The 16,986-nt window shown below is 72.3% G+C and carries 18 protein-coding genes and 1 pseudogene; 14 read left to right on the forward strand and 5 right to left on the reverse strand.

Features of this window, described 5'->3' with window-relative positions; genetic code table 11:
• The first annotated feature begins 511 nt into the window (after window positions 1-511).
• From ABZ215_RS39375 to ABZ215_RS39385, 3 genes are read left to right on the forward strand one after another with little or no spacing between them, the layout of a single operon-like run.
• Window positions 512-1,522, forward strand: coding sequence for a permease (locus ABZ215_RS39375; RefSeq protein WP_354955733.1), 1,011 nt, complete (start codon window positions 512-514; stop codon window positions 1,520-1,522).
• The gene (locus ABZ215_RS39380) at window positions 1,519-1,878 is read left to right on the forward strand and encodes a hypothetical protein (RefSeq protein ID WP_354955735.1); all 360 of its coding nucleotides are present in this window, start codon (window positions 1,519-1,521) and stop codon (window positions 1,876-1,878) included. The genes ABZ215_RS39375 and ABZ215_RS39380 overlap by 4 nt, the downstream gene beginning before the upstream one ends.
• A gap of 12 nt (window positions 1,879-1,890) precedes the next feature.
• Complete coding sequence (locus ABZ215_RS39385; protein WP_020416616.1) at window positions 1,891-2,613, forward strand: TIGR03943 family protein; 723 nt, start codon at window positions 1,891-1,893, stop codon at window positions 2,611-2,613.
• Window positions 2,614-2,746: 133 nt separating this feature from the next.
• Here the strand turns inward: ABZ215_RS39385 and ABZ215_RS39390 are convergent, their stop codons facing one another.
• From ABZ215_RS39390 to ABZ215_RS39400, 3 genes are all read right to left on the reverse strand, one after another.
• Window positions 2,747-3,163: a nuclear transport factor 2 family protein gene (locus ABZ215_RS39390; protein ID WP_354955737.1), complete on the reverse strand. Its 417-nt coding sequence runs from the start codon at window positions 3,161-3,163 to the stop codon at window positions 2,747-2,749.
• Between the two features lie 108 nt (window positions 3,164-3,271).
• Window positions 3,272-3,700, reverse strand: a complete 429-nt coding sequence (locus ABZ215_RS39395) for a Fur family transcriptional regulator (protein WP_026152974.1) — start codon at window positions 3,698-3,700, stop codon at window positions 3,272-3,274.
• Window positions 3,697-4,080 (reverse strand): metalloregulator ArsR/SmtB family transcription factor, encoded by a 384-nt coding sequence (locus ABZ215_RS39400; RefSeq protein ID WP_020416619.1) that lies wholly within the window; start codon window positions 4,078-4,080, stop codon window positions 3,697-3,699. The genes ABZ215_RS39395 and ABZ215_RS39400 overlap by 4 nt, the downstream gene beginning before the upstream one ends.
• Before the next feature lie 173 nt (window positions 4,081-4,253).
• Here ABZ215_RS39400 and ABZ215_RS39405 point away from each other — a divergent pair, with 173 nt between their 5' ends.
• Window positions 4,254-5,639 carry a glycine--tRNA ligase gene (locus tag ABZ215_RS39405; RefSeq protein WP_020416620.1) on the forward strand — a complete coding sequence of 462 codons (1,386 nt, stop codon included), beginning with the start codon at window positions 4,254-4,256 and terminating at the stop codon, window positions 5,637-5,639.
• A 61-nt stretch (window positions 5,640-5,700) separates the two neighbouring features.
• On the opposite strand, the gene ABZ215_RS39410 is transcribed toward ABZ215_RS39405, so the two are convergent.
• Window positions 5,701-6,210, reverse strand: coding sequence for a GNAT family N-acetyltransferase (locus tag ABZ215_RS39410; RefSeq protein ID WP_354955739.1), 510 nt, complete (start codon window positions 6,208-6,210; stop codon window positions 5,701-5,703).
• Entirely contained in the window at window positions 6,207-6,755 is a 549-nt protein-coding gene (locus ABZ215_RS39415) for an XRE family transcriptional regulator (RefSeq protein ID WP_354955757.1), read from the reverse strand. The genes ABZ215_RS39410 and ABZ215_RS39415 overlap by 4 nt, the downstream gene beginning before the upstream one ends.
• Before the next feature lie 79 nt (window positions 6,756-6,834).
• Between ABZ215_RS39415 and ABZ215_RS39420 the strand changes: the two genes are divergently transcribed.
• The 10 genes and pseudogenes from ABZ215_RS39420 (at window position 6,835) to ABZ215_RS39465 (ending at window position 16,895) form a co-directional block, all read left to right on the forward strand.
• Window positions 6,835-7,626: a hypothetical protein gene (locus ABZ215_RS39420; RefSeq protein WP_354955741.1), complete on the forward strand. Its 792-nt coding sequence runs from the start codon at window positions 6,835-6,837 to the stop codon at window positions 7,624-7,626.
• A 68-nt stretch (window positions 7,627-7,694) separates the two neighbouring features.
• Complete coding sequence (locus ABZ215_RS39425; RefSeq protein ID WP_354955743.1) at window positions 7,695-8,612, forward strand: ABC transporter ATP-binding protein; 918 nt, start codon at window positions 7,695-7,697, stop codon at window positions 8,610-8,612.
• The gene (locus ABZ215_RS39430; protein WP_354955745.1) at window positions 8,609-9,337 is read left to right on the forward strand and encodes an ABC transporter permease; all 729 of its coding nucleotides are present in this window, start codon (window positions 8,609-8,611) and stop codon (window positions 9,335-9,337) included. Before ABZ215_RS39425 ends, ABZ215_RS39430 begins: the two co-directional genes overlap by 4 nt.
• A gap of 14 nt (window positions 9,338-9,351) precedes the next feature.
• Window positions 9,352-10,467: a sensor histidine kinase gene (locus tag ABZ215_RS39435; RefSeq protein WP_354955747.1), complete on the forward strand. Its 1,116-nt coding sequence runs from the start codon at window positions 9,352-9,354 to the stop codon at window positions 10,465-10,467.
• Window positions 10,464-11,067: pseudogene (locus tag ABZ215_RS39440) on the forward strand (response regulator transcription factor). The gene ABZ215_RS39435 and the pseudogene ABZ215_RS39440 overlap by 4 nt, the downstream one beginning before the upstream one ends.
• Window positions 11,068-11,092: 25 nt before the next feature.
• A complete protein-coding gene (locus ABZ215_RS39445) occupies window positions 11,093-11,725 on the forward strand; it encodes a YdcF family protein (RefSeq protein ID WP_354955749.1) in 633 nt (210 codons plus the stop codon).
• 212 nt (window positions 11,726-11,937) lie between these two features.
• A complete protein-coding gene (locus ABZ215_RS39450; RefSeq protein WP_354955751.1) occupies window positions 11,938-13,188 on the forward strand; it encodes a deoxyguanosinetriphosphate triphosphohydrolase in 1,251 nt (416 codons plus the stop codon).
• A 397-nt stretch (window positions 13,189-13,585) separates the two neighbouring features.
• A complete protein-coding gene (locus ABZ215_RS39455) occupies window positions 13,586-13,894 on the forward strand; it encodes a DUF1963 domain-containing protein (RefSeq protein ID WP_020416630.1) in 309 nt (102 codons plus the stop codon).
• A 93-nt stretch (window positions 13,895-13,987) separates the two neighbouring features.
• On the forward strand, window positions 13,988-15,100 hold the full coding sequence (locus ABZ215_RS39460) for a serpin family protein (RefSeq protein WP_354955753.1): 1,113 nt from the start codon (window positions 13,988-13,990) through the stop codon (window positions 15,098-15,100).
• A 10-nt stretch (window positions 15,101-15,110) separates the two neighbouring features.
• Window positions 15,111-16,895, forward strand: coding sequence for a glycosyl transferase (locus tag ABZ215_RS39465; protein ID WP_354955755.1), 1,785 nt, complete (start codon window positions 15,111-15,113; stop codon window positions 16,893-16,895).
• Window positions 16,896-16,986: the final 91 nt, after the last annotated feature.

A 16,986-nucleotide genomic window follows, 5' to 3' on the forward strand; every position in this document is an offset into this window, starting at 1 on the left:
CCGCCACCCGGTGTTCCCGCGCCCGGCGGTCCTGCCGCCCGGTGTTCCCGCGTCCGGCGGTCCTGCCGCCCGGTGTTCCCGCGTCCGGCGGTCCTGCCGCCGGGTGTTCCCGCGTCCGGCGGTCCTGCCGCCGGGTGTTCCCGCGTCCGGCGGTCCTGCCGCCGGGTGTTCCCGCGTCCGGCGGTCCCGCCACCCGGTGTTCCCGCCACCCGGCGTTCCCGCGCCCGGCGGTCCCACGGTCCGGTCTTCTCGCCGCCCGGCGTTCCCGCGGCCTCATGTCCCAACCCCGAGCCGCCCGCCGCTCACCACCCGCGACTCACCAACCTCCCTCCGCCCCGCCGTCCACCCCCTGACTCACCAACCACCCACCTCCCTCCGCCCCACCACCAGCTCACCAACCCGCCACTCGCACCCGCACGACTGGCCACTTCACGCGCCTCAGCGCACGAGATGACCCACTCGTCGACCCAACCGAGGCATCCTGTCGCCGGTGCCTGGCAGTATCGGCCCGGTGAGCGAAGTACTGGACCGGACCGAGCCCGAGGGCAAGCGGCGTCGCGGGCGGATCACCTCCATCGAGGTGCTCTGCGCCCTCCTCGTCGTCGCCGTGCTCGGGCAGGGCTGGCTGCGCGACGTGCTCGACGTGCCCGCCCTGCGGACCGGCTCCACGGTGTTCGTCGCGGTGTGCGTGCAGGCCCTGCCGTTCCTCGTGCTCGGCGTGCTGATCAGCGGGGCCATCGCGGCGTTCGTGCCTGCCCGCGTCCTGCGCCGGGTCATCCCGCGCAACCAGGCGGGCGCCGTGGGCGTCGCGGGGCTCGCCGGGGTCGCCCTGCCCGGCTGCGAGTGCGCGTCCGTCCCGGTGGCGCGCCGCCTCATCGGGCAGGGTGTGGCACCTGCCGCCGCGCTCACCTTCCTGCTCGCCGCGCCGGCCGTGAACCCCGTCGTGCTCGTCGCCACCGCGGTCGCCTTCCCGGGGCAGCCCGAGATGGTGCTCGCCCGGTTCCTCGGCTCCTTGGCGACCGCCGTCGTGATGGGCCTGCTCTGGGCGAAGTGGGGCAAGCTCGACTGGATCGTCCAGCGCGCCCTCGAGCGCCTGCCCGAGGGCGGCAACCGGTGGCGCACCTTCACCGAGACCGCCCGCGCCGACCTGGTCGAGTCGGCCGGGTTCCTGGTGCTCGGCGCCCTCATCGCCGCCGCCATGAACGTCCTCGTGCCCGCGGCGTGGTTCGAGGTCCTGAGCAACCAGATCGTGCTGGGCGTGCTCGTCATGGCCGTCCTCGCGGTGGTGCTCGCCCTGTGCAGCGAGGCCGACGCGTTCGTGGCCGCCTCGCTCACCGCGCTGCCGCTGCTGCCGCGGCTGGTGTTCCTGGTGGTCGGCCCGGCCATCGACGTGAAGCTGTTCGCCCTGCAGGCAGGCACCTTCGGGCGGTCTTTCGCGGTACGGTTCGCCCCGGTGACGTTCGTCGTGGCGACCGCCTGCGCGGTGATCGTCGGGGTCCTCGTCCTGGGAGGTGCGAGATGATCCAGCAACAGCCGCGGACCGGCCTCGCCGTCGCGTCGGCCGCGCTCGGCGCCGTCGGGATCGTGATGGCCATGTCGGTGTGGGTCACGTGGGCGTTCGTCCGGCCGCGGGCCGGGGACGCGCTGCCCTCGCCGCTGGCCGTGGTGCTCACGTTGGTGCTCGGCGCGCTGTGGGTCCTGATCCTGGTGCTGGCGGTGCTGGCCGTCCTGTTCGGCGTCCTGAGCCGCGACGCCGCGGGCGGGCTGGCGCGCGCCGGGATCGTGTTCGGGTCGCTCGCCGCGTTGCTCGCGCTGGCCGGCGCCGTCGCGTTCGTGGTGTCCGCGGCCGACTGGCTGACCGTCGTCCCGACACGGTAGGGGAGAAACCAGGTGCGTCGCGAAACGCAGAACATCCTGCTCGTGCTGCTCGGCGGGGCGCTGTTGAAGATCGGCGTCAACGGCGATTACCTGCGCTACGTCAAGCCCGCCCAGCAGCCGTGGGTGGTCGCCGGGGGAGCGGTCATCCTGCTGCTCGGCGCGGTCGCGATCGTGCGGGACGTGCTGGCCGCGCGCCAGGCCAGGACGGTCACCGCGGGCCACGACCACCACCACCCGGCGCGGTCGGCGTGGCTGCTGGTCGTCCCGGTGCTGGCGGTGTTCCTCGTCGCGCCGCCCGCCCTCGGTTCCGACTCGGTCATCCGCACCTCGGCGGGCGCGCCCCGCTCGGCCGTCGCCCAGGACGCCGCCGCATTCCCGCCGCTCCCGGCCGGCGACGTCGTGCCGCTGACCCTCACCGAGTTCGTGACGCGAGCCGGCTGGGATTCCCGCGGCTCTCTCAACGGCCGGACGGTCCGGCTGAGCGGTTTCGTCGTGCACGGCAAGGAAGGCGTGCTGCTGGCACGAATGGTGATCCGCTGCTGCGCGGCCGACGCGGCGCCGATGACGGTCCGCCTGACCAGCCCCCAGGCGGCCCGCTACCCCGACGACACCTGGCTGGAGGTGACCGGCCAAGTGGTCCCCGGCACGGCCGTCGCCGCGAACGGCTACACGCCGGACGTCACGGTCACCGCACTCCAGCCGATCCCCGCACCCCAGGACGCCTATGAGTACTAGACGAGCGACGCCGAGCTCGATCAGTGGCCGCGGGCGACCAGGGATCGGGCGGCAGGCCGGTGCGGACCAGGTGCATCGGTCTCGGCCCGCCGTCACCGTCTCCCCACACCGCCCAGACCGCGGACCTAGGCGTCTAGCCCAGGTCGGGCGGCTCGCCGCCGGTGTGCGCGAACAGCTTGTTCACGATCTTCCAGTTGCCGCCGATGCGCGCCAGCGACAGGTAGTCGAGGAAGGAGACCGTTCCCCAGTAACCTTCCTCGGCCACGGTCACGAACGCCGCGTCGCCGGTCTGCTGCACCGAGAGGATCCGCGAACGGTAGTGCCCGGTGTCCGCCGGTGCGCTCGCGACCATCTCGGCCAGCTCCGAGACCGGAACGTCGTAGCGTTCGCCACCCAAGGAGCCGAACATGCGGGCATCCTCGTGGAAGGACTCCCGCACCTTGCCGGCGTTACCCGTCGCCTCACCGTCCAGGCACAGCTGGACGGCCCGGCAGATCGCGTCGTAGTCGTCGAGCGTCGTCGCGGTGGTTTCGCTGATTGCCTGAGCCATGCGTCGTCCTCCTCACCGGAGTCATCAGGAGGCGCAAAGAAAAAACGCTACGCCTCGACGGGGCCCGGCACCAGGCCATGACCCGTCCCCGGGCGGTGTGGCCGGGACCTAACTCCCCAGGCGCTTGGCGCAGTCGGTGCAGGTGCCCACGATCTCGACGGTGTGCCGGATGTCCGAGAAGCCGTTGCCGGAGGCGACCTTCTCCGCCCAGCGCTCCACCGCCGGGCCCTCCACCTCCACCGTGAAGCCGCAGTGGCGGCACACCAGGTGATGGTGGTGGTGCGTCGAGCAGCGGCGGTAGATCGCCTCGCCCGACTCGGTCCGCAGGACGTCGACCTCGCCGGCCTCGGACAGCGACTGCAGCGTCCGGTAGACCGTGGTCAGCCCGATGCCGTCACCACGTTTGCGCAGCTCGTCGTGCAGTTCCTGCGCCGACCGGAAGTCGTCGACCTCCGACAGCAGGTCGACCACGGCCGCGCGCTGCTTCGTCGACCGGCGGCCGGGCACCGGGGCCCGGCGAACGTCGCTACTCGTCATGAACCCTCCTGGACGTGGGCCACCGCGTCCATCACGATGTGCGCAAGATGATCGTCCACGAGCCGGTAGACCACCTCACGGCCCCGGCGCTCACCCCGCACCACCCCGGCCGCCTTCAGCACCCGCAGGTGCTGGCTGATCAACGGCTGCGCCACGTCGAGCGCGTCCACCAGCTCGTGCACGCACCGGTCGGCGTCCCGCAGCTGCAGCACGATCGCGATCCGCACCGGAGCCGACAGCGCCCGCAACAGCTCGCCCGCCTCGGACAACGTCGCCGCGGGCTGGGGCGGCGTGCGTGGCTTCAGCTCGTCGCCGGCGTGGACCTGGTCGGCGTCGTCGGGCAACCCGGGCAGCGCGGCGTCCGGACGAGCCATCGGCATAGCCATCTCCAGCCTCGAGTCGGTCGGTGTCACACCATCCTAGTGGCCAGCCGGTAGTGGTTGCCGTTATCGCCTCCCCGGGGCCCATGTCAAGCCCCGCGCCGGGCCGCGACGACGGCCGGATACGCTGGACGGAACCGATAACCGTCCCCGCATCTGATGGAGAGCGTGGAGTGCCCGCCAACATTGAGACCGTCGTCAGCCTGTGCAAGCGTCGTGGCTTCGTCTTCCCTAGCGGGGAGATCTACGGCGGAACCCGGTCGGCGTGGGACTACGGACCGCTCGGCGTCGAGCTCAAGGAGAACATCAAGCGCCAGTGGTGGCGCACGATGGTCCAGAGCCGTGACGACGTCGTCGGCCTCGACTCCTCCGTGATCCTGCCCCGCCAGGTGTGGGTGGCCTCCGGTCACGTCAACGCCTTCAACGACCCGCTGGTCGAGTGCACCGTCTGCCACCGCCGCTACCGCTCGGACCAGCTGGCCGAGGACTACAGCGCGCGCACCGGCAAGGAGATCTCCGAGGACGACCTGTCCGACGTCCCGTGCCCGAACTGCGGCACCCGCGGCCAGTACACGCCGCCGCGCGAGTTCAACATGATGCTCAAGACCCACCTGGGCCCGGTCGAGTCGGAGGAGGGCCTGGCCTACCTCCGCCCGGAGACCGCGCAGGGCATCTTCGTGAACTTCCTCAACGTGCTGACCACGTCGCGGAAGAAGCCGCCGTTCGGCATCGGCCAGATCGGCAAGTCCTTCCGCAACGAGATCACCCCCGGCAACTTCATCTTCCGCACCCGCGAGTTCGAGCAGATGGAGATGGAGTTCTTCGTCGAGCCGGGCGAGGACGAGCGCTGGCACCAGTACTGGATCGACCTGCGCACCGAGTGGTACACCGACCTCGGCATCAACCGCGACAACCTGCGGCACTACGAGCACCCGAAGGAGAAGCTGTCGCACTACTCGAAGCGCACCGTCGACATCGAGTACCGCTTCGGCTTCTCCGCCGGCCAGGAGTGGGGTGAGCTGGAGGGCATCGCGAACCGCACCGACTTCGACCTCACCACGCACTCCAACCACTCCGGGGTCGACCTGGCCTACTTCGACCAGGCCACCAAGGAGCGCTACCGGCCGTTCGTCATCGAGCCGGCAGCCGGTGTCGGCCGCCCGATGATGGCGTTCCTGCTGGACGCCTACCACGAGGACGAGGTGCCCAACGCCAAGGGCGGCGTCGACAAGCGGACCGTGCTCAAGCTCGACCCGCGGCTCGCGCCGTTCAAGGTCGCGGTGCTGCCGCTGTCCCGCAACGCCGATCTGACGCCGAAGGCGAAGGACCTGGCCGCCGCGCTGCGCCGCAACTGGAACGTCGACTTCGACGACGCCGGCTCCATCGGCAAGCGCTACCGCCGCCAGGAGGAGGTCGGCACCCCGTTCTGCGTCACCGTCGACTTCGACACCCTGGAGGACCAGGCCGTGACGGTGCGGGAGCGCGACAGCATGCAGCAGGAGCGCGTGGCGATCGACAAGGTCGAGGCCTACCTCGCCGCCCGCCTTCCCGGCTGCTGACGGAAAACCCCGGAAAAGCCCTGGTCACCTCGGTGACCAGGGCTTTTCCATGTCGGCGTCGTCAGATCCGCTTGTAGAAGAACGTCGTCGGTTTCAACGCGCCCGCCGGGTCGGCGGCGTAGTCCGGCACCGTGCCCGCCTCGGTCCAGCCCGCCGCGGCGTACACGCGCGCGGCCGGGCTACCCGTCTCGGTGTCCAGCACCAGCAGCGTGATCCCGGCCGCGCGGGCGCCCCGTTCGGCCTCGGCCAGCAGCGCCCGGCCCAGCCCGCGGCCCCGCGCGTCCCGGTGCACGAGCAGCTTCGCCAGCTCACCGCGGTGCGGCGCGTTGGGCAGCTGCGCCGGCCGGACCTGCACCGTGCCGACCAGCCGTGGGCCGTCCCAGGCCGCCCAGATCAGGACGCGACCCTCGGCCACGTCGCCGGCGAGCCCCTTCCACCAGGCCCCGGCCGACGCGGGGTCGAGCGGGGCCAGGAACCCGACGGACGCGCCGCCGTTCGTGCAGTCCGCGAGCACCTCGCCCAGGGCGGGCACGACGGCGGCGAAGTCCGCGGTGGACAGTCGCGTGATCACGGCATCACCAGGACCAGCAGGTAGCGGGCCGGTTCCGGGCCGGAACACACGAACCGCGTCGGTCCCCACAGCCGGAACCGCAGGCAGTCGCCGGGTTTGAGCACATGGGTCTCGCCGTCGACCGTCAGCTCCAGGCGCCCGTCGAGCAGCCACAGGTGCTGCTCCAGACCCGGCACGGACGGCGCGTCGTACCGGATGTCGGCGCCGGGCCGCAGCGTGCCGTCGACGACCTCCGCCCGCAGCGCCGGGTGCGGCGGCGACACCGACCGCCGCACGAACCCGCTGTCCTCGTCGGTCCATACGCTCTGCGCGGACGCCCGCACCACCTGCGCGCCCTCGGCCTCGACCTCGGTGAGCAGGCGCGACATCGGGCGCTCGTAGACGGTGCACAACTTGCCCAGCAGGGACGCCGTCGGGCTGATTTCGCCGCGTTCCACGCGGGACAGCGTCGAGCGGCTGATCCCCGAGCGGTCGGCGAGGTCGTCGAGGGACCAGCCGCGTTCGGCCCGCAACTCCGCCAGGCGCGCGGCCAGGCGGTCTTCCATTGTTCTCACATCAGAGACTGTATCCCAAATTTGAGAGGAGAGTACTTTGACGTGGTCGACCAGTGACGAGAGGGCGTGGGTGGCAAGCGACGAGCCTCGGCCGGGCCTGGTGCCGGGCGCCAGCCGCAGGGCGGGGACTCTGTTCGCCGCGCTCTACGGCGAGCTGACGCCGCGCCCGGACGGGGTTCCGGTCACCGATCGCGACCCCTACATCCAGTTCCACGACCGGGCGCAGGCGATGGGCTGGCTCGACAACCTGTGGGGCATGAACGACGCCGGCCGCGAGCATCCGCTTGCCGCGCCGGGATCTGCGCTGGTCACCTGGTTCCAGGTGGGAATCGAATCCGTGCCCGGCGACCGGCCCTTACCGGTGCAGCCGTTCCTCCGCTGCGCCGGAGACGTCACGACGCGACTCGGCGAGCTGCGGCTTGATGCGGCACAAGTGCTGCTGCCCGCGTACAGCCTGGACACGTCGGCCCGCGCCGAGCACGCCCGGGCGCCATCGCTGTCCACCGCGGCCTGGTTCGACGACGTGCGGTCCGCGACACCGGTGCTCGTCACCGTGGACAGCGGTCAGAATCCCGTGGTTCCGGTTGTGGCGCAACGGATGCACCGGTGGCTGGGCAGCCTGCCCCAGAACGTCTTCCGGTGCGAGTCCCTGGTCGAGCGGGAACCCGTGCCACCGCCGTTGCCCGACTCGTTCTGGCACGGGCCGCCCCGGCACCGCGTGACGTTCCAGGGGACGCTGGCCGAGTGGTCGCTGGACACTATCGGCTGGCTCGGTGGCTTCCTCGCCGACCTGGCCGCACGGGAGGGCGCGGCTGTTCCCCTGCTGCTCACCGTGAGCCGCGCGACGGCGATCGGACCCTGACACTTGTCACGGCCGGATCGTGACGCTCGGCCTGCGAACCGGGGCCGTGGCGGCGGCACGCTGAGCACATGGACGGAACACAGACCCTGACCCGGGCCGCGGTGCGGCTGACGGGCCTGCGCAAACACTACGGCGAGGTGCGCGCCGTGGACGGTGTCGATCTCACCATCGCGCCCGGCGAGGTCGTCGCGCTGCTCGGCCCGAACGGCGCGGGCAAGTCGACGACCGTCGACATGCTGCTCGGCCTGACCACGCCCGACGCCGGCGAGGTCGCGATCTTCGGCACGACCCCCGCCGAGGCGGTGGCGCGCGGCGCGATCGGCGCCATGCTGCAGGGCGCCGCGTTGCTGGAGGACGCCACCGTCGGCGAGATGGTCGGCATGATCGCGTCGCTGCACCGCAAGCCGATGCCCGTCGCCGAGGCCCTGCGCCGCGCGGGCATCGAGGACCTGGCCAACCGGCGCGGCACCAAGCTCTCCGGCGGTCAGAAGCAGCGCGTGCGGTTCGCCGTCGCCCTGGTCAGCGACCCGGACCTGCTGGTGCTCGACGAGCCGACCGCCGCGATGGACGTCGGCAGCCGCCGCGAGTTCTGGAAATCCATGCACGCCTACACGAACACCGGCCGCACCGTGTTGTTCGCGACGCACTACCTCGAGGAGGCCGAGGAGTTCGCCGACCGGGTCGTGCTCATGCGCGGCGGGCGGATCGTCGCGGACGGCTCGGTCGCCGAGGTCCGCGCGCTGGCGAGCGGGCGGACGCTGCGGGCCGCCGTGCCGGAGGCCACCCCGGCGGCGGTCGCGGAACTGCCCGGCGTCACCGAGTACGAGGTGCGCGGCGGCCGGATCGCGGTGTCCACTTCGGACTCCGACGCCACCCTGCGGGCGCTGCTCGAACGCTTCCCCGCCGCGCACGACGTCGAGATCACCGCGATCGGGCTGGAAGGCGCCTTCCTGACCCTCACCGCCGACGAGGAGAACCACCGATGAGCCTGAAGTTCCTGACCCTGGAGATCCGCCGCGTGCTGCGCGCCCCGCGGTTCCTCATCTTCACCGTGGCGTTCCCCGTCCTGATGTTCCTGCTCTACGTCGGCATCTTCGCGCGCGGCGACCAGGACGCCGTCGCGCCGCTCATGGTCGGCATGACATCGTTCGGCGCCATGTCGGCGGCGTTGTTCGTCGGCACCCGGGTGGCGGTCGAGCGCAAGGCCGGCTGGCAACGGCAGCTTCGGCTCACCCCGCTGTCCGGTGCCGGTTACCTCAGCGCGAAGGCCGCGACCGGCTTGACGCTCGCGCTCGCGCCGGTGGTCCTCGTACCGCTGGTCGGCGCGCTGACGCAGGGCGTGTCCCTCGGGGCGGGCAGCTGGCTGCGGGTCACCCTGGGGGTGTGGCTCGCCGCGATCCCGTTCGCCCTGATCGGGCTGCTCATCGGCCAGGTCGGCACGGCCGACTCGGTCCAGCCGATCACGCAGCTGGTCATGCTGCCGATGGCCCTGCTCGGCGGCATCTTCATCCCGGTCGAGGCGATGCCGCACTGGCTGCTGCAGATCTCGCACGTGCTGCCCAGCTACTGGATGGCGCAGGTCGGGCGCGGCGCGGTGACCACCGACCTGAGCACGAGCGTCGGGCAGGACGTGCTGTGGCTGGCCGTGTGGACCGCGGCGGTCGGGGTCGCGGTGGTCCGGCGTTACCGTAAGGACTCCGCGCGGGTGTGATGGGGAGAAGCACGGTGGCCGAGGACAGGACGCAGTGGTGGAACGAGCACGCCGCGGGACGGCCCCGCCCGCGGTTCGCGCGCCGCTGGCCGGTCGCCGGGGCCATTTTCTACCTGGCCAGCGCCGTGCCGGTCGGCCAGCGACTCGACCCGCTGCTCGTCGTGCTGCTCGTCGCGTACGGCTTGTGCTACGTGACCTTCCCGTACTTCCTGCTGTCGCACCGGCGGATGCGGGTCCGGCTGCCGTTCGCGGTGCTGATGCTCGTGCTCGGGTGGGCGGTGCTGCTCCAGGGCGCCAGCATCTACATGCTCCTCTACGCCACGCTGGCGATCGCGATGAGCATGCCGGCGGGGTGGGTGCTGGTGTTCGACGGCGCCGCGGTCGCCGGGTGCGGGCTGCTGCTGCTCGTCCACAACGAGGTGCGCGGCACGCCGTCGGACATCGGCACGGTCGTCGGCATCACCACGACGATGTTCTTCATGGGCCGGCTGGCTCAGACCGTGCGGCGGCTCAGGCGGGCCAACGAGGAGATCGCCGCGCTCGCGGTGAGCGCGGAGCGGGAACGGCTGGCGCGGGACCTGCACGACATCCTCGGCCACAGCCTCACCACCATCGCGGTCAAGGCCGGTCTCGCCCGGCGGCTGATCGAGACCGCGTCCGACGAGGAGCGCGCGATCACTGAGATCCGCGAGGTCGAGGCGCTGGCGCGCAGCGCGCTGACCGACGTGCGCGCGACGGTGTCGGAGTACCGCGAGGTGTCGCTGTCCGCCGAGCTGGTGGGCGCGCGGGCGGCGCTGCGGGCCGCGGAGATCGACGCGGAACTGCCGAGCGCGGTCGACAACGTGCGGCCGGAGCTGCAGAGCGCCTTCGGGTACGTGCTGCGCGAGGCGGTGACGAACGTGCTGCGGCACTCCGGCGCCAGCCGGGTGAAGGTGCGGCTGGGGCGGAACTGGCTGGAGATCTCCGACAACGGCCGCGGCACCGAACCGGCCGCGGCGGGCAACGGGTTGCACGGGCTGACGGAACGGCTGGCCCAGCTGGGTGGCACGCTGCAGGTCCGGGCACGGCCCGGGGAGGGGTTCCAGCTGCGGGCCGAGGTGCCCGCGGCGAAGCCGGTGGAGGTTTCGTGATCCGGGTGCTGCTGGCCGACGACCAGGCGATGGTGCGGGGCGCGCTGGCGACCGTGCTCGGGCTGGAGCCGGACATCGAGGTGGTCGGCCAGGTCGGGTCCGGCGACGAGGTGCTTGCCGCGGCGAAGGAGACCGCGCCGGACGTGGCGCTGCTCGACGTCCAGATGCCCGGCACGGACGGCCTGACCGCGGCCGCCGAGCTGCACGCGGCGCTGCCGTCGTGCCGGATCATCGTGTGCACCACGTTCGGCAGGCCCGGTTACCTGGCGCGGGCGATGGCCGCGGGGGCGGCCGGGTTCGTGGTGAAGGACTCGCCGCCGGAACAGCTCGTCGACGCGGTCCGGCGGGTCCACAACGGACTGCGCGTGGTCGACCCCGCGCTGGCCGCGGAATCGCTGGCGACGGGGGCGAGCCCGCTCACCCCGCGCGAGCACGAGGTGCTGCGCGCGGCCCGACGGCGGCACGGTGTCGGACGTCGCGCGGCGGCTGCACCTGTCCGAGGGGACCGTGCGCAACCACCTGTCCGCCGCGATCGGCAAGACCGGCGCCCGCACCAGGGCCGAGGCCGTCCGGTTGGCGGAGGAGCGCGGCTGGCTGTGAGGACCCGTCTGGGAGGATGACCGGGATGGGTGAGCGGGTGAGCTGGGTGCGCCGGGCCGTGCTGGGCACGGTGCTGGTGTTGCTGATGGTGGTCGGCGGGACGGCGTTCCGGGTGTGGCAGGTGGCGCGCGAGGACGACCGCACGCACGCCGACGCGATCGTGGTGCTCGGCGCGGCGCAGTACAACGGGAAGCCGTCGCCGATCTTCCAGGCGCGGCTGCGGCACGCGATGGACCTGTACGAGGAGGGGGTCGCCGACCGGATCGTCACCGCGGGCGGCAACCGGGCCGGTGACGCCTACACCGAGGCCTCGGCGGGGGCGAACTGGCTGGTCGAGCAGGGCGTCCCCCGCGAGGCGACGCTGGCGGTGGGCGAGGGCAGCGACACGCTGGGCAGCCTGCGCGCGGTGGCCGGCGTGTTCGGCGAGCGGGGCTGGCGGACCGCGGTGCTGGTGAGCGACCCGTGGCACTCCCTGCGGGCGCGCACGATGGCCAACGACGCCGGTCTGGAAACCTGGACCTCGCCGACGCACCGCGGGCCGATCGTGCAGACGCGGGAGACGCAGTTCGCCTACATCTACCGCGAGACGGGCGCGCTGCTGTTCTACCGGTTGACCAAGACATCTGCCGACAACATCGGCGGTACTGGGCTGGGCTGAGGTCCGCGCCCGGCGGTCGCACCGGCTCCGGTCGGCTCCAGGGCTGCCTTGATCCTGTTCTCCCGAAGAGCCCGCAGGCGGGCGCGGCGTCCGCGAGTCCCGTTCCGGCTCATGTTCCAGTCGCGCCCGCGCGAGTGGGCATCTCGTGTGTCCTGGTCAGAACCCTGCCCGCGCACCCCGGAAATGTCGGTGGGTGCCCGTAGAGTTGCGGGGTGTACAGCGAGCACGATCAACAGCGGTGGCTCGACGAAGCGCCGAAGCGGGCGGCGCTTCCCGGGTCGCGGCCGGACGGCCGGAGTGCCTTCGCGCGGGACCGGGCCCGCGTGCTGCACTCCGCGGCGCTGCGCCGGCTGGCCGGCAAGACCCAGGTGGTCGGGCCGGGGGAGGGCGCCGAGGTCAGCGGTGTGCCCCGCACGCGGTTGACGCACTCGCTGGAGGTCGCGCAGATCGGGCGCGGCATCGCCGAGGAGCTGGGGGCCGATCCGGACCTGGTGGACACGGCGGGGCTGGCGCACGACATCGGGCACCCGCCGTTCGGGCACAACGGCGAACGGGCGCTCGACGAGGTGGCACAGTCGTGCGGCGGCTTCGAGGCCAACGCGCAGACGCTGCGCATCCTCACCCGGCTGGAGCCGAAGGTCGACTCGGCCGGGCTGAACCTGACGCGTGCGTGTCTGGACGCGTCGACGAAGTACCCGTGGCCGCGGCGTGCGGGCACGGCGAAGTTCGGGGTGTACGCCGACGACCGGGAGGTGTTCGACTGGATGCGGGCAGGCGCGCCGGAGGGCCGCACCTGCCTGGAGGCGCAGATCATGGACTGGGCCGACGACGTGGCGTACTCGGTGCACGACGTCGAGGACGGCGTGCTGTCGGGACGGTTGTCGCTGTCGGTGCTGGCCGACCCGGGGGAGCGGGCAGCCGTGGCCGAGCTGGCGGCCAAGCACTTCTCGCGGCTGTCCGTGTCCGCGCTGGAGGGCGCGGCGCGGGACCTGCTGGACCTGCCCGTGGTGGCGGAGCTGGCGCGCCCCGGGCTCGACTCGACGCCGCACGGGCAGATCGCGCTGAAGCGGATGACGAGCGAGCTGGTCGGCCGGTTCGCGTCCGCCGCGGTCACCGGGACGCGCGCCGAATACGGCGACGGCCCCCTCACCCGCTACGCCGCGAGCCTGGTGATGCCGGAACGCGTGGCGGCCGAGGTGGCGCTGCTGAAGGCGCTCGCGCTGCGCTACGTGATGAGCGACCCCCGGCGGCTCGCCATGCAGGCCGGCCAGCGCGAACTGCTGGCCGAGCTGGTGACGGTCCTGGCCGAGCGCGCGCCGGAGCCCCTGGAGACCGCGTTCCACCCGGCGTGGTACGCGGCGCCGGACGACCCCGCGAGACTCCGCGTGGTCATCGACCAGGTCGCCTCCCTGACGGACGCGCAGGCGCACGCCTGGCACCGCTGGCACACCGGACGCCACTGATGCCCACCCACGAGGCGCGACTGCGCGCCGTCGCGCGCCGGACACTGCCGCCACCCATCGCCGAACGCTGGACCTCGTTGATCCGGCCTGCCGTACGCCTCCGCCCGGCACAGCAGGGTGACCAGGTGGTCCGCCCTGCCGTCTGCGGGGAAGGCGAGGTCGATCGGCTCGTAGAGCAGTTTCGCGCAGTCGACGGACGCGACGAAGCTCAACGAGCCTTCGCCGGCCCACGCCGGCCACTCGAAGTGGTCGGCGCGGTGGGACAGCCGCCGAGCCGCTGTTGTTCTGCCACTTCGCCCCTTCTTCTGTTTCGTCAGCACGTCGGCTCCTTCGAGCCGGGACTTCGGCAAGCGGGACTGGTTCCTTCTTCGACGACCACGCCAACGGCGACACCTTCATGACCGCCCTGGCCGCGACCGTGCCGAGCCCGGCGCACCAGATCGGCGGCTACGCGTTCCCGATCCAGGACGCCGTCGAACTCGACGTCGCCGCGGCGCACTTGCGCGCCGACGTCGTGCGCGACGAGCAGGCGTGGTCGGCGGTGCAGGAGGAGGCCCGCCGCTGGGTCGCGCTCGCCCAGATCGACTCCGACGACGAGACCGGCATGATGTGGGGCGACGCGGGCCGGCTGCACTGGCTGATCCGTCCCGCGGACCTCGCCGCCGGGCGGTTCGACGCGGCGTCGTTCACGTGGCAGTGCGGATGAGTTGTCACCCACCTGCGCCTCCCCGGCCCAGCGCCCCGCACCCGCCCCAGCAGAGCCCCCGGCGCCGCGCTCCGGTCCGGTAGCGTCGGGGTCGTGACCACGCCCGAACGTGACCATCTGCGCTTCAGCCTCGCGGTTCACCGGGTCGTCGCCGGCGCCAGTGGCGACTCGGTGGTCTCGCCGTACTCCATCGCCAGTGCGCTCGGCCTCGCGAGCCAGGCGGCGGACGGCCCCGCCGCCGAGGAGCTGCTCCACCTGCTCACCGGGGGCGACCCGGACGTCGCCAAGCAGGCCGACCTCCTCCGCGCCGCCGCCACGCTCGACAACACCACCCGCCAGGAGGACCCGGTCCTCGCCGTCGCCAACACGCTCTGGGCCTGGGACCAGCTGCCGGTCCGCGACACCTTCCTCGCCGACCTCGCGGGCTGGCCGGGCGCGAGCGCGAAGACCGCCCCGTTCGTCACCGACCCCGACGGCGCCCGCCGCGCCATCAACGCCGACGTCGCCGAGACCACCCGCGACCTCATCCCCGAACTGCTGCCCCCGGACTCGGTCGGCGCGGACACCGTCGCCAGCCTCGTCAACGCCCTCTACCTCAAGGCCGCCTGGCAGCACCCGTTCCGCGAGGCCACCACCCGCGACGAGCAGTTCCACAGCCCCGGCGGCCCGCGTCGCGTCCGGATGATGCGCCAGACCGAACGCCTCGGCTACGCGCGCCAGGACGGCTGGCAGGTCGTCGAGCTGCCCGGCGCCGGCGTCACCGCGACCGTCCTGCTGCCAGACGGCGACCTCGCCGCCCAGGAGCCGGACCTCGACGACACCCGGCTGGCCACCCTGCTCGCCGCCCCCAAGCAAGTCCAGGTCGACCTGCGCCTGCCGAAGATCGACCTCGACCGCCCCGCCGACCTCACCGGCGCGCTCAAGCACCTCGGCGTGCGCACCCTGTTCGAGCCCGGCGAAGCCCCGCTCGGCCGCCTCACCCCGGACCCGCGCGCGTTCGTCTCGGCCGTCCAGCACCAGGCGGTCCTCAAGCTCGACGAGCAGGGCATCGAAGGCGCGGCGGCCACCGCGGTCATGATCCGCACCATGTCCATGGTCACTCCAGCCGACCCGGTCGAGGTGCGCGTCGACCGGCCTTTCCTGCTCCTCGTGCGGCACGCCCGGACGGGTGTGGTCTACTTTTTCGCCCGCGTAGTCGAGCCCTGAGGGTGAAAGAGTGACCGCTTTGCTGCAGGCGCCCGAGACCGTGCCCGAGGTCGGAGAGGAACGGCGCCGGTTCGGCCGCGCCGACGCACTGGTCATCGGCATCTACGTCGTCGCCGCGTTCATCCTCTACGCCGGGTTGTGGGTCAACCTGGGCAGCGGCGGCTACATGTACAACAGCGGCCAGGACCAGAACATGTGGGAGTGGTTCTTCGCGGTCACCGCCCACGCGGTGTTCAACTGGGAGAACCCGCTCGGCACCACCCTGCAGAACTACCCGGACGGCGTGAACCTCATGGCCAACACGGCCATGTTCGGGCTCGGCATCCCGCTGTCGCCGATCACGCAGCTGTTCGGCCCCACCGTGACCTGGGCGATCGCGCTCACCGGCGGCCTGGCAGGCACCTCGATCGCCTGGTACTGGGTGTTCTCGCGGCACCTGGTCACCTCGCGCACGGCCGCCGCGATCGGCGGCGCGTTCTGCGGCTTCGCGCCGGCGATGATCTCGCACGGCAACGCGCACCCGAACTTCGTGGTGCTGTTCCTGATCCCGTTCATCGTGATGCGGCTGATCCGGCTCGCGCAGGGGCACCGGCCCGTGCGCGACGGCATCATCCTCGGCCTGATGCTGGCCTACCAGGTGTTCCTGGGCGAGGAACCGCTGCTGATCATGATGATGGCGTTCGTGTTGTTCGCCGCGGGCTACGCGGTGTCGCGGCCGCGCGAGGCGCTGCGGATGGTCAAGCCGATGGCGGGCGGCCTGACCGTCGCCGCGGTCGTCGCCATCGCCATCGCGATCTTCCCGCTGTGGTGGCAGTTCTTCGGCCCGCAGAGCTACCGCACCCTGGAGCACGGCCCGGTCGGCAACGACACCGCGGCGTTCACCCGGTTCGCCACCGAGTCGATCGCGGGCACCCCCGAGGCCGCCGCCGACGTGTCGATGAACCGCACCGAGGAGAACGCGTTCTTCGGCTGGCCGCTGATCATCCTGATGGTCGTGCTGACCGTGTGGCTGTGGCGCGACGTCGTGGCCCGCGCCATCGCGATCTCGATGTTCCTGATGGCGTGGCTGTCGCTGGGCGTCGAGATGATCGTCAACCACGAGGAGACCGGGATCCCCGGCCCGTGGCGGCTGCTGGCCGAGCTGCCGCTGTTCGACTCGCTGCTCGAATCGCGGCTGGCGATCGGCTGCATCCCGGCCGTCGCGGCGCTGCTCGCGATCGCCACGGACCGCGTGTTCGAGGCGGCGCCGGGCTTCCGCGACCGGAACCTGCCGGTGCGGTTCCTGTGGCTGGGCGCGCTGGCCGCGGTGCTGCTGCCGATCGCGCCGACACCCTACAAGACCTACATCCGCCCCGAGACCCCGGCCTTCTTCGCCGACGGGGCGTGGCGCCAGTACGTCGGGTCCGGCTCGGTGGTCGTCGTGCCGCTGCCCAACGGCGGCGACGCGCGGGCGCTGCACTGGCAGGTGGAGGCCGACCTGGGCTTCCCGCTCGCCGACGGGTACTTCGTCGGCCCGAGCGGCCCGGACGACAAGCGCGGTCGGTACGGCGCGGTGAACCGCCCGACGGCCGACCTGCTGGCCGAGGTGCGGGACAGCGGCGAGGTGCCGAACGTGACCGTCCAGCAGCGCGCCCAGGCGGTCGAGGACCTGAAGTACTGGAAGGCCGACGCGGTCGTGCTCGCGCCTGTGACCAACGGCAACGCGCTGCACCAGACGGTGGACCAGCTGCTCGGCGGCCAGGCCGTCTACGTGGACGGCGTGTGGGTCTGGGACGTCCGCGCCCTTCGCGGCTAGGCCGTGTCTGACAATGTCTTTGTCCAGGTGATGACGTCGTGGATGAGGATGGCGGCGCGGTAGAGCGTGGCCAACTTGTCGTAGCGGGTGG

Origin of the sequence: Amycolatopsis sp. NPDC006131, from assembly GCF_040614175.1 — a bacterium.
Taxonomy (GTDB): Bacteria; Actinomycetota; Actinomycetes; order Mycobacteriales; family Pseudonocardiaceae; genus Amycolatopsis_E; species Amycolatopsis_E tucumanensis.

Excerpts from the sequence above, each read along its gene's own strand:
- ABZ215_RS39445 (WP_354955749.1), top strand. The coding sequence starts at position 11,093 with ATGGGTGAGCGGGTGAGCTGGGTGCGCCGGGCCGTGCTGGGCACGGTG.
- ABZ215_RS39400 (WP_020416619.1), bottom strand. The coding sequence starts at position 4,080 with ATGCCGATGGCTCGTCCGGACGCCGCGCTGCCCGGGTTGCCCGACGAC.
- ABZ215_RS39395 (WP_026152974.1), bottom strand. The coding sequence starts at position 3,700 with ATGACGAGTAGCGACGTTCGCCGGGCCCCGGTGCCCGGCCGCCGGTCG.
- ABZ215_RS39380 (WP_354955735.1), top strand. The coding sequence starts at position 1,519 with ATGATCCAGCAACAGCCGCGGACCGGCCTCGCCGTCGCGTCGGCCGCG.
- ABZ215_RS39455 (WP_020416630.1), top strand. The coding sequence starts at position 13,586 with ATGACCGCCCTGGCCGCGACCGTGCCGAGCCCGGCGCACCAGATCGGC.
- ABZ215_RS39415 (WP_354955757.1), bottom strand. The coding sequence starts at position 6,755 with ATGGAAGACCGCCTGGCCGCGCGCCTGGCGGAGTTGCGGGCCGAACGC.
- ABZ215_RS39425 (WP_354955743.1), top strand. The coding sequence starts at position 7,695 with ATGGACGGAACACAGACCCTGACCCGGGCCGCGGTGCGGCTGACGGGC.
- ABZ215_RS39390 (WP_354955737.1), bottom strand. The coding sequence starts at position 3,163 with ATGGCTCAGGCAATCAGCGAAACCACCGCGACGACGCTCGACGACTAC.
- ABZ215_RS39430 (WP_354955745.1), top strand. The coding sequence starts at position 8,609 with ATGAGCCTGAAGTTCCTGACCCTGGAGATCCGCCGCGTGCTGCGCGCC.